The 11,436-nt window shown below is 61.7% G+C and carries 10 protein-coding genes; 3 read left to right on the top strand and 7 right to left on the bottom strand.

Going from position 1 to position 11,436, the window contains the following annotated elements; all coding sequences use genetic code 11:
- The first annotated feature begins 112 nt into the window (after positions 1-112).
- Positions 113-757, top strand: coding sequence for a serine/threonine protein kinase (locus R3F00_RS06155; protein WP_371280869.1), 645 nt, complete (start codon positions 113-115; stop codon positions 755-757).
- A gap of 228 nt (positions 758-985) precedes the next feature.
- Entirely contained in the window at positions 986-3,433 is a 2,448-nt protein-coding gene (locus tag R3F00_RS06150) for a putative bifunctional diguanylate cyclase/phosphodiesterase (RefSeq protein WP_371280868.1), read from the top strand.
- 118 nt (positions 3,434-3,551) lie between these two features.
- Here R3F00_RS06150 and R3F00_RS06145 read toward each other — a convergent pair whose 3' ends face one another.
- The 7 genes from R3F00_RS06145 to R3F00_RS06115 form a co-directional block, all read right to left on the bottom strand.
- Positions 3,552-4,208, bottom strand: a complete 657-nt coding sequence (locus R3F00_RS06145; RefSeq protein WP_371280867.1) for an energy transducer TonB — start codon at positions 4,206-4,208, stop codon at positions 3,552-3,554.
- A gap of 57 nt (positions 4,209-4,265) precedes the next feature.
- On the bottom strand, positions 4,266-4,574 hold the full coding sequence (locus R3F00_RS06140) for a GIY-YIG nuclease family protein (protein WP_371280866.1): 309 nt from the start codon (positions 4,572-4,574) through the stop codon (positions 4,266-4,268).
- Positions 4,574-5,671, bottom strand: coding sequence for an ABC transporter permease (locus R3F00_RS06135; RefSeq protein ID WP_371280865.1), 1,098 nt, complete (start codon positions 5,669-5,671; stop codon positions 4,574-4,576). Before R3F00_RS06135 ends, R3F00_RS06140 begins: the two co-directional genes overlap by 1 nt.
- Positions 5,668-6,585, bottom strand: coding sequence for an ATP-binding cassette domain-containing protein (locus R3F00_RS06130; protein ID WP_371280970.1), 918 nt, complete (start codon positions 6,583-6,585; stop codon positions 5,668-5,670). Before R3F00_RS06130 ends, R3F00_RS06135 begins: the two co-directional genes overlap by 4 nt.
- Before the next feature lie 69 nt (positions 6,586-6,654).
- The gene (locus R3F00_RS06125) at positions 6,655-7,623 is read right to left on the bottom strand and encodes an HlyD family secretion protein (RefSeq protein WP_371280864.1); all 969 of its coding nucleotides are present in this window, start codon (positions 7,621-7,623) and stop codon (positions 6,655-6,657) included.
- Complete coding sequence (locus tag R3F00_RS06120) at positions 7,620-8,264, bottom strand: TetR/AcrR family transcriptional regulator (protein WP_371280863.1); 645 nt, start codon at positions 8,262-8,264, stop codon at positions 7,620-7,622. The genes R3F00_RS06125 and R3F00_RS06120 overlap by 4 nt, the downstream gene beginning before the upstream one ends.
- 99 nt (positions 8,265-8,363) lie before the next feature.
- Positions 8,364-10,130, bottom strand: coding sequence for a M14 family metallopeptidase (locus tag R3F00_RS06115; RefSeq protein WP_371280862.1), 1,767 nt, complete (start codon positions 10,128-10,130; stop codon positions 8,364-8,366).
- On the opposite strand from R3F00_RS06115, the gene R3F00_RS06110 reads away from it, so the two are divergent.
- The gene (locus R3F00_RS06110) at positions 10,129-11,367 is read left to right on the top strand and encodes a glycerophosphodiester phosphodiesterase family protein (protein ID WP_371280861.1); all 1,239 of its coding nucleotides are present in this window, start codon (positions 10,129-10,131) and stop codon (positions 11,365-11,367) included. The two genes, R3F00_RS06115 and R3F00_RS06110, sit on opposite strands and share 2 nt — an antisense overlap.
- Positions 11,368-11,436 lie beyond the last annotated feature (69 nt).

Genomic DNA, 11,436 nt, shown 5'->3' with positions numbered 1-11,436 from the left:
CAGAAGTGCCGGATCGGGCCACAATCCAGAAGCGAATCTCGCTGTCCCTTCCGCATTCGTTCGTCGCGCATCCCGCGCCGACGCCGGGCAGCGAACCGGCCATAATGCCGGCATGGAAACCAAACTTCTCAAGTCCGATGCGCTGGGTCGCATTGAAATTGTTTCGGATCGCGGTCAGCGCTGGATCCGACGTGATACCCGAGTGGCCAACTTTGGGATGCGCTGGTTCGCGCGAAATGCTGCAGCCAGGGAGGCGCGTGTGCTCGGGGCCCTGGCGGGCGTTGAAGGTGTCCCGCAGCTGATTGCCTGGAAGGATGGCGTGCTTGATCGCAGCTACATGGAAGGCGCGCCCATGCAGCAGGCGCAACCACGAGATCCGAGCTACTACCGCCAAGCCCATCGTCTGCTCAAGCGCATGCGCGCGCGCGGCGTCGCCCACAATGATCTCGCCAAGGAACCCAACTGGTTGCAACAGTCCAATGGCGAGCCTGCTGCTGTCGATTTCCAGATAGCATGGGTCAGCAAGCGTCGCGGTTCGCTGTTTCGACTCCTCGTGCGCGAAGACCTCCGGCATCTTCTCAAGCACAAGCGGACTTACTGTCCGGATGCGCTTACGCCAGTCGAACGACGCGTCCTCGCACGGCGCTCCTGGATTGCGGGAAGTTGGCGCGCGACCGGCAAGCGTGTATACAAGTTTATCGCGCGCAGGCTGTTCGGCTATTGGGACAACGAAGGAAAGGGTAGGGTAAGGCGCTGAAAGCGCCGCCGGCTCGAGCGTCTGTTGGATCTTGCCAGGGACGCATGGATTCGATGCCTTCGGGATTCCACCCGTGCTTACCTGCGGTCTGGTGCCATCCACCATCCAGCCGCGCTATTCTTCTTCGCCTTCACGCGGTCGTTGCTGGAAATTTTCGTCACAGGGGATTCAGTGAACAAGTTCGCCGCCAGCACGCTGCAATCGCGAGACTCGGAAGAGTAGCGATACATGACGACGCCGGTGAAAATCGCTTCGACGAATGCGCAGAGACAGCACGATTCAGCGCCGATTCCACGGCGGCATTCCCTGCGATCTCTTTCCTACGAGATTGGCTACGTAGTTGTTCTTGCGGCGATTGCAGTCATGCTGACTGCGGCCATGCTCGAAATCCAGACTACCGCGACCGCGTACGTCGTCGGTGAAGGACATTGGTCGAAGGCGCAGCAGGATGCGTCGCACACGCTCTATCGCTACGCGGCTGATGGAGATCCGGAACAACTTGCCCAGGTCAGGGAGAGTCTTCAGGTGCCTCTTGGCGATCGCCAGGCGAGATTGGCGATGGAGCAGGATCCGCCTGACAATGCCGCTGCACGCAAGGGTTTCCTTCAGGGGCGGATCGATCCCGAGGATGTGGATCGAATGATCCGCATGTACCGGTTCCTGCAAAACGCGCCCTACTTCCGCGACTCGGTGACGCAATGGCGACTGGGCGATGAAGGTGTCCTCGAATTGCAGCGGCTGGCAACGGAAATCGAGACCGCGCACGCGCAAGGCGCGCTCGATCCTGCGCAGATCACGGCCTTCCAGGACCGGGTTCTAGAGATCAATTCAAGCTTGCGCCCCATAGAGGCTGCTTTCTCCAAATCGATGGTGCAGGGATCGCGACTGCTCAGGAATATCCTGCTCGCCATCAGCGTTCTTATTTTTCTGATTGTCTCCTGGCTGGTCATTGTCGTGCTTCGCTCGACGCTGTATCGCATCAGGGACAGCGAAGGGACCTTTCGCGCGGCATTCCATCAGGCCGCGGTTGGCATGCTCAGGATGAAGGTCGACAGCCGTATTCTCGAAGCCAACGAAACCATGGGTCATATCCTCGGTGTTCCCGCCGCCAGCCTGACCGGGATACGCTTTCTTGACCTCGTGCACGACGAGGACCGGGCCTCGATTGCACCCGCCGAAGGCCATGCGATCGACTGGTCATTGCGCACCGAGCCCAGCGAACATCGCTTCCTGCGCGAGGATGGCAGTACACGCTGGCTGCGCTGGACCGTCTCCCGGATTGAAGGGCACGAGCGCGGCAAGGAGCGCGTTTTCGCCCTGGTAGAAGATGTTTCCGAGGCACGCCGGCTGTCCGATGAAATGAAATACCAGGCCAGTCACGACGCGCTGACCGGCTTGATCAACCGGCGCGAGATCGAGAAACGCCTGCAGCGGGGGATCGAATCCGCTCGCTCGCTGGGAGAGGAGCACGCCTTTCTGTTTCTTGATCTCGACCAGTTCAAGTTGATCAACGATACCTGTGGACATGTGGCCGGTGACCAGTTGCTGCGTCAGATAGCAGGCGTGCTGATGTTGCACATGCGCAGCAAGGACTGGATGGGGAGACTGGGTGGCGATGAATTTGCCGTCTTGCTCGAACAGACCGGAGAAGAGGAAGCCGTTCGCATCGGTCAGCGCCTGCGCAGGGCATTGGCCGCCTCGACCTTCCATTGGGAGGGCAGCAAGTTCAACGTCAGTTGCAGCATCGGCATCGTCTGTCTGAATGGCGTAAAACTCGATGTCGGTCATGTATTGCGCGCCGCCGACCGTGCCTGTTACCAGGCCAAGGAAGATGGGCGCAATTGCATCCGGGTCTATCACGAGTCCAATCAGGCCATGAGTCGGCGTCGCGACGAGATGGCGTGGGTGAACGACATTCGAGCGGCCATTGCGAACGACAGGATCGTGCTCCATGCACAGCGCATCGAGTCGCTGGACGGCGTTCGACGCCTGCACTACGAGGTGCTGGTGCGTCTGATCGATGCCCAGGGCACGCTGCATTCACCGGACAGTTTTCTGCCCGCCGCCGAGCGTTACGGAGAAGCGATGGCGATTGACCGCCTGGTCGTTTCGATGGCCCTGGACGAACTGGCGCGCCACCCCAGACATCTGATCCATCTCGAATTGTGTCATCTGAATATCTCCGCGCAGTCGATCGCCAATCCGGAATTTCGAAGTCACGTCGCCGAGCTGCTCGATGCCAGTGACGTGCCTGCGCGCAAGTTGTGCTTCGAGCTCACCGAGACAGCGGCTATCGCCAATATCGCGCAGGCGCAGGAATTCATAGCGGACATGCGTACACGCGGCTGCAAGATCGCGCTTGACGACTTTGGCAGCGGACTTTCCTCATTTGCCTATCTCAAGAACCTGGAGGTCGATATTCTCAAGATCGACGGCGTCTTCATTCGCGACATCGCCAACAACGAGGTAGATTCCGTACTGGTTCGCTCGATGTGCGAAGTGGCTCGCTCTCTCGGCAAGGTCACGGTAGCCGAGTGGGTTGAGGACCGGCGCATGCTGGATCAGCTCAAGGCCCTGGGCGTCGACCAGGCGCAGGGCTTTGGCATCCACGAACCGTGTGCCCTTGTCGATCTGATCAATCAGGGAATGCGGCCATTGCGTCGCCGACGTACCTGAGCCCATCGCGGCGCATTCGGCCTCATGATCGATGCGGCAGGCTTGGTGCGGCCCCTGGCCGGGCCGCGCTCATGCCAGCCTGCGACTGCGCGGTTGGAGCGATTCGAAACAGCGCCAGTCAAAGGCGACTCGGATCGAACTCGATCGGTACCAGTCCGGTGGCTTGTACGGCGATACCATCGACCCGAACGGGCCGAAACCGCCAGCGCAGCACGGCTTCCCGCGCTGCCTTGTCCAGCCGGTAGAAGCCGCTGCTGCGGGCGATTTCTGCTTCCCTGGGCAGCCCATCGCGACCGACTGTCACGCGTAGCAAGACGCTGCCGTGTTCGCCACGACGTATCGAGGCCAGGGGGTATTTCGGCCGCACGATGCTCTCATACGCCAGTCCAGTGTTCTCTGTCTGTGCCGGAACGGCGTTTTCCGGTTCGATCGCAGTCGCATCGGATGCAGTGGAAACCTGGACCACGGGTTCCGATGCCACGCTATCCACGCCCACCTCGGGTTCGGAAACCGGCGCGGCGACTTCCACCGGCTGGACTTGCGGGCGTTGCAGCGGAACCGGTTCGTCCGGTACCGGGAAGACTTCAGGTTCTGGCGGCGCCTCGATCCAGATGAGCGAAGGCGCCGCAAGGCTTGGCCCGTAGCTTGGCACGGCGACCGGAATCGCAAGCATGACGAGGGCCAGCACGTGCACGAACAGGGTTGCGCTGACGCCGCTGACGCGCAGCCAGTTGCAGCGGAATTGCGATATTGACTGCAGAGCCCGAATTGCCATGGTCTTCCCCTTCGGTTGGTCTTGGGGAAAGCAAACGCGGTCGAATGGCTGCCGGGGTTATTCGGTGGAGGTTTCGCCGTTTTCCCGCGTGTCCAGCAGGAAGGCGAGCTTGCGAGTGCGTGGCAACTGCTTGATCAGATACTCGGCACGCGATGCACTGGCGCGATCAGGAAAGTTGCGCGAGCCGACCAGGCGTATCGGTGGATTGGCCCGGGTGTAGCGCGCACCGCGACCTTCCAGATGAGCCCGGTAGCGCCCTGGCAAGTCATTGGTGATGCCGGCATAGAAATGGCCATTGCGGCATTCAATCAGGTACAGAAGCCAAGGGCTTGCGCTTTTCCCGCGCTTTGTCCGAGCGCCGGCCATCAATCCAGGGTCTTGCGGAAACGGAGCACGGCAACGCCGAGGATCAGGACGACAAATACGATCAGTGCCGCCAGCTCGGTCCACATTTCGCCAATACCGGTGCCGCGCAGCATCACGCCGCGGATGACACGCAGGAAGTGGGTCAATGGAAAGAGTTCGGCGATCCACTGGGCGGCTCGCGGCATCCCGTCATACGGAAACATGAAACCGGACAGCAGGATCTGCGGCAGGAACAGGAAGAAGGCCATCTGCATCGCCTGGAACTGCGTGTTGGCCAGGGTCGAGATGAGCACGCCCAGAGACAGCGTCGCGGCTATGTAGGTAAGCGAAACAAGGTATACATCAAGTAGCGATCCTCGCACCGGGACATCGAATACGAGCAACCCCAGGATCAGGATCAGGGTGACCTGAACCAGGCCGATGCCGACATAGGGCAGGATCTTGCCGATGGTCAGCTCGAAAGGTGACAACGGCGTCGCGATCAACATCTCCATGTTGCCGCGCTCGCGCTCGCGCACGATGGCCATGCCGGTGAAGATCGTCATGGTCATGGTCAGGATGACGCCAATCAACCCAGGTACGGTATTGATCTGCGCGCGCCGGTCAGGATTATAGAAGTTTACTATTTCGACAGGGCGCACGCTGGCGTTCCCAGGCACGTAGTCGAGGCTGGATAGCGGAAAGCTCGCCAGTTGCCTGGCCGCTGACTGCACGGATTGGTCGGATCCATCGACCATGACCTGCCAGGCAGGCCGATCATTGTTTTCGAGGCGCGCCTCGAAATCTTGCGGGATAACCACTGCGGCACCTATCTTGCCGCGTTGAAGCAGGTCATCGATCTGTTGCGGACTGTGCACGCGATAGCGGAAGTCCAGCACTTGTGAAGAGCCCAGTTCGGCGATCAGTTCGCGCGATCGCCAGGTGTTCGACTCGTCGAGCAGGGCGGCCGGCAACTGGCGGATGTCGAGATTGATGGCGAATCCGAACAACAGCAACTGCAGCGTCGGTATGCCAATGATCATGCCGAATGTCAGCCGGTCACGCGAAAGCTGCCATAGCTCCTTGCGTACGACGGCAAGCAGGCGCCCGAATTTCATGTCGCCTCCACCTGCTTGCGCGTAACGGCGACGAATACGTCTTCGAGATTCGGCTCGGTAGGCTCGACCCGGGCTTCGATACCTGCGTCCAGCAGCGTCGAAGTAAGCCAGCTGGCGGCGTCAGACTTGCGGTCGGTCAGGACGCGAAGGCTGGCTCCGATCTGGGCAACGCCAAGCACATGCGCCTGTTGCCGCAACGAGTGCATGAGTCGGGCCGGATGCTCGCTTTCGACACGCAGGGTCATGCCGGGCAGGGCCGCCATCAGCTCGGATGGCGTTCCGTCGGCGACGAGATGGCCGCGGTCGAGGATGGCCAGGCGGTGACAGCGCTCTGCCTCGTCCATGTAGTGGGTCGAGACCAGCAGGGTGGTGCCTTCGTCGGCCAGATGGAACAGGGACTCCCAGAAATCGCGTCGCGACTGCGGATCGACCGCGCTGGTCGGCTCATCCAGCAGCAGCAGTTCCGGCTTGTGCATTACGGCAGCGGCCAGGGCCAGGCGCTGGCGCTGGCCACCAGAAAGGGTGCCGGCCATCTGCCCGCGCAGTTCGCCGAGGCGATACTGCTCGTACAGCTCCTTGATCCGGCGCTGCGCGGGTTCGCGTTTGAAGCCATACACGGCGGCGAGAAATTCCAGATTTTCGGCGACGGAGAGATCGCCATACAGTGAAAACCTCTGAGTCATGTAACCGATCTGGCGCTTGACCGCCTCGGCTTCGCCCGGCAGCTCATGGCCCAACACGGTCGCGGTTCCCTCGCTGGCGCTGAGCAGGCCGCAGAGCATGCGGATCGTCGTCGACTTGCCGCAGCCGTTCGGGCCGAGAAAGCCATAGACCTCGGCACGACGTACGCGCAAATCAAGATGATCTACCGCGACCAGATCGCCGAAGCGCTTGGTCAGGTTGCGCGCAACAATGACCGCTTCCGCGGAAGCATCGGGGGCCGCTTGCGTTGCTGCGGTGGGATTGGCCGAAAACATGTCAGCTCAGGGACTTGAGGCTGCGTCGGACAGCATGCAGCTGACCTGCACGGGCTGGCCAACGGGCAGGTTCGTGCCGGCGCCATCCTCGAGCACCACTTCGGCGCGATAGGCAAGTCGGCTGGCATCGTCGCCTGTCAGGGCGAAGTACGGCGTGAAGGCCGGATCCGAGCGCATGTTGCGCACGACCGCCTTGATGCGATGCTCGCTGCCGGTGATCTGCACGCTGCAACGACTGCCGATCTTCAGGGCGCTGCGCTGGCTTGCGGGCACATAGACGCGCGCATATACGGGTCCGGTCAGGATGCTGGCGAGCACGGCGCCTGGGGCAGGCTGGTCACCCAGCTTGAAGGGGATGGAATCGATGCGCCCATCTTCCGCGGCCAGGACGGTGTAGCGTTCGCGAGTCAACTCAAGCTGGTCGAGCGCGGCCTTTCTGGCGGCAAGACTCGCTTCGGCCAGTTCGATGTTTTCAATGCGCGAGCCGTTCAGCAATTCGTCGAGACTTGCGCGTGCGGCGTCGCGATCGGCTTCGGCAGCACGAAGCGAAGTTTCGGCACGATCCAGATCGGCTTGGGAGTTGAGCTTCCTTTTGCGGATTTCGGCCACGCGATCGCGATCACGTCGTGCATTCTCAGCGACTGCCGTGGCGCCAGCGAGTCTTGCCCGCGCGGCGTCGATCAACTCCTTGCGTTGCCCACGCAGCACTTCATCGAGCGCGGCCTGGGCGCCGCGAACATCGGCACGGGCCTGATCGATGCTGGCGTCGATGCGTCGCGTGTCCAGTGCCAGAATCGATTGACCGGCTACAAGCGTGTCACCTTCGCGCACATCGATACGGACAATGTGCTCCGAGGCCTGGGCCAGGCTCGTGATTCGATCCCGTTCCAGTGTGCCGAGCAGGATCGGGTCGGACTGCTTGGTGCAGGAGGCCAACGCAAGCACAGCCATGGGCCAGGTTATCCATCGCTTCATTTCGGCATCTCCAGGCCCCTTTCGAGCAGGGCCAGCGCGTGGTCTGCGATCGTGTCCGCAGTCACCTCAGTCGCACCCAGCTGGCCGCGCCAGATCGATTGCGAGGCAAGCGGAAACATGGTTAGAGCAATCAGCGTGACGAACAGCAGGTTGGGGTCGAGGTCGGGATTCAATTCTCCGCGAGCCTGGGCATTTGCAAAGCGATCGCGCATTCGCTGCATGATCGGCGCACCCAGTTGCCCGACGACGCGCGCGCGCAGGAGTCCGCCTTCGCTGAGTACTTCGCGTACCCAAAGCGGTGGAAACCAGGGGCGGCTGGCTATGGCTTCGATCATGGAGCGTACAAAGCAGTGAATCTGGTCGCGCAGGTCATCCCCGGCACCTGCCATGGCCTGGGCCACACCGGCTACTGCAGGCTGCAGGCGTTCCGTCACGAGAGCTTCGATCAGGCTATCGCGATTGCCGAAGTAATAATGCATCAACGCCGGTGTGACCCGGGCCTCGCGCGCAATCGACGACATCGACGTGCCGGCAATGCCGTGGCGTCCGAACAGGTCGGTGGCGATGTCGAGGATGCGCGAGCGCCGATCCGGGTCGTCGCCGACCTTGCTCGGGCGACCGGGCTTCCGAGGTTGTGCCATGCCTTTCATGGCCGAAATATTAAATTAACGGTCAATTCAATTCAAGCGGTCGATTGGGCAGCGCCCGATACAACGGTCGCTGTCCGATCAGAACGCCTTTCAGAACGCCTTTGCGCTGCGCATGACCGGATAGAGATTGAAACGGTCGTCCCAGGATTCATGCCGTCTGGCGAAGAAGGCCAGGCGCGCAAAAGGATCCCTGGCAAACTCGGGATCGCTGTCGAGTTTCCTGTTGAATTCGGCGGCAACGGCCGGATCCTGTTCCAGCATGTCGCGCGCGACCTCTTCGGCGACATACATTTCCATGTACTCCTTCTGCTCGAATGCGGCGTTGAATTCGCCCCAGGCAGCCAGCGAGTCAGGCGCCTTTGGTTCAAGCAAGGCCACGACCAGGCGTGCGCGTGGCTGGCTGATCGGAACAAACAGCGCGCCTGCGGCGATATCCATGGGTTCATCCTTCCACTCGCCTTCGAAGCCGACGCGCTGGTGGTTCTCGAATGGATTCGCGTCAAATTTCGTCTTGCTGGCCCTGAAGGTTTGCACCGATGCCGAAGATTGCGCCGAAGCGATGGTGCGATAGGCGATGCCGTGCAGGGCCAGCTTCGCACCGACCCATTCGGCGTGTGCCGAGGGCACGATGTAGCCCCCCTTGGGTGCGTCGACCCTGATGTCCGGCTGGACGTCGTCGCGCAACGGGATCTTCCAGATCGCCGGCTTGCTTTCGTCATACCGGGTCATCAGCGTGCCCGAAATCTCGGAAGGCGTGCGCGTATAGGCGTAGCCGCGAAACTCGACGATGCGACTCTTGTCGGTGGCCTTGTAGCTCAAAGGCAGGCTGCTGCCGCCCAGTTGCGTCGCGCGCTGATCCGCGGCGTCTGCGAGGGTCAGCCACTGCTTGCCATGCGCGGCAACCAGTTCGAGCAAGTCGACGATAGTGTTGCGCGTACCCTGCACACGGGTCGGATAGTCCTTCCAGGAGTGTGTTTCCACGAGCACGCCGAAGCGATTGCGCAGCGGCATGTACCCGTGCGAGAAACGCGGCGCAGCGGAATTATCTTCGAATCCGGATGCCGGGTCGTCATAGACGACAAAGGAAGGATAAAACGGCAGCGGCAGTGATCCCTGCCTGGCTAGCATGCCGACCAGATCGGTGCGCAATGCGAGGCCGGCTTTGCGCAGTTCGCCATCGCCCGAATACAGGGGCTCGATGTTGATCGAGATGTCGTGCTCGAACTTGGCCCCGTCGGTGACGTGCAGGTCGGCCAGGACCAGTGGATCCCATTCGTTCATCAAGGCCAGCATGGCCTGCATTTCGGGTGCGTCGGCCTTCATGTAATCACGATTGAGGTTGAGATTCTGCGCCGTTGTCCGCCAGCCCATTTCCTCGGGGCCACGCTGGTTGGGCCGGTTCCAGGCTTTGAAGCGCTCGTGGCCATCCACATTGAACACAGGCACGAACACAATCACCTGCTTGTCCAGAGAACCCTTTGCAGCACGCCCATCAAGCGCTTCGCGCAAGGCCAGGAATCCGGCGTCCTTGCCGTCGATCTCGCCAGCGTGGATGCCGCCCTGAACGAGCATCACCGGCAGATCGCGCTCGTGCGCTGCCGTCGCCGACAGGGCGCCGCTGCGCGACACAGCAAGAGCCATCATCGGACGACCCTGCGGGGACTTTCCGAACTCGAAGCAGCGCACGGCATCGGGATACGCCTTGGCGAAATCGGCGCAGAGACGGATGACTTCGTTGTAGTGCCCTGTCCGCTTGAATCCCGACTTCTGCGCGGTGGTTTCCAGATCGGGTCCTGCCGCGAATGAAGTTGCGGAGACGCAAGTCAGCAGAACGGCGAACAGTCGAGCCTGGGTCATGGACAAAGCCTGGGAAGTGGGAGGCTGGATGGTAGCGCAGGGCGAGCGTGGCGACGGATGCGACGGTCGTGTGGCGCAAGATCCGGGTGGACAGGGCCGTTCCGCGAACCGGTCCAGCCTGTCACTATCCGTTGCGCCCAGCGACGGCGCATCGATTCGGGAGTCCGGTTCAGTGGAAGCGACCTGGTTGTTCAACGACAAGGTGCAAGTGATAGCCCATCGCGGCGCCAGCGCCTGGCATCCGGAGCACACCCTTGCGGCCTATGCCCGAGCCATTGAGGACGGCGCGGATTTCATCGAACCGGATCTTGTCCTGAGCCGCGACGGGGTCTTGATCGCTCGCCACGAGAACGAGATCGGCGCATCGACCGATGTAGCCGCGCACCCGCGATTCGCGGGCAGGCGCACCCGAAAGCTCGTCGATGGACAAATCCTTGAAGGCTGGTTCTGCGAGGACTTTTCTGTCGACGAATTAGGCAGCCTGAAGGCCAGGGAGCCCCTTTCCGCGCTGCGCAGTCGGGCTGAGGATCATTTACACGGCATCGCGACCTTAGACGACATCGTCGAGCTGGCCAGCCGGAAATCCGCGTCATCAGGTCGAAGAATTGGCCTGATCCCCGAGCTCAAGCATTCGAGCTACTTTCATTCGATTGGACTCGACCCGGAGCTTGCCTTGCTCTCGGCATGGGAGCGTCACGAGACCCTGCGCGCCGCACCCTTCGGAATTCAGTCATTCGAGATCGACAACCTCAGGCGGCTGCGTGCAGCGGTCGGCAAACGCAGCGGCAATGTGTTCCTTGTCCAGTTGATAGGCGATCCCGCAACGCGGCCATTCGATCGGAATGGCAGCGGCAAGGACGGGCCGACCTACGCCGACATGATTGGGCCGGAGGGATTGGCCAGCATCGCCGACTATGCCGATGTCGTCGCGGCGCACAAGCGGATGATCGTACCGGTCGACCTGGCAAGCGAAGCATTCACGGCGCCGACTTCGCTGGTTCGCGATGCGCACGCCGCCGGGCTGGCCGTGCACGCCTGGACGTTGCGGCCGGAAAACCACTTCCTGCCGCCGTTCCTGCGCGGCAGCGACAGGCTCGCGGAACGCTGCGAGTCGGGCGCCATCGAGGAAATGTCGAGCCTGATCGACGCAGGCGTTGACGGGCTGTTCACCGACGATCCCGCACTGGGTCGTCTCGCCGTCGATCGTCGCAGCGGGCTGCACGCAAGCGAGAAATAAAGGAACCGCCAGCGGCGGGGCTGGCGGTTCAATCGATAGCCGACGTTGGAGAGCGTGAGCCACACCAGT

Source organism: Dokdonella sp., assembly GCF_041395345.1.
Classification (GTDB): domain Bacteria; phylum Pseudomonadota; class Gammaproteobacteria; order Xanthomonadales; family Rhodanobacteraceae; genus Dokdonella.
This window is presented reverse-complemented; position numbering and strand designations above follow the sequence as displayed.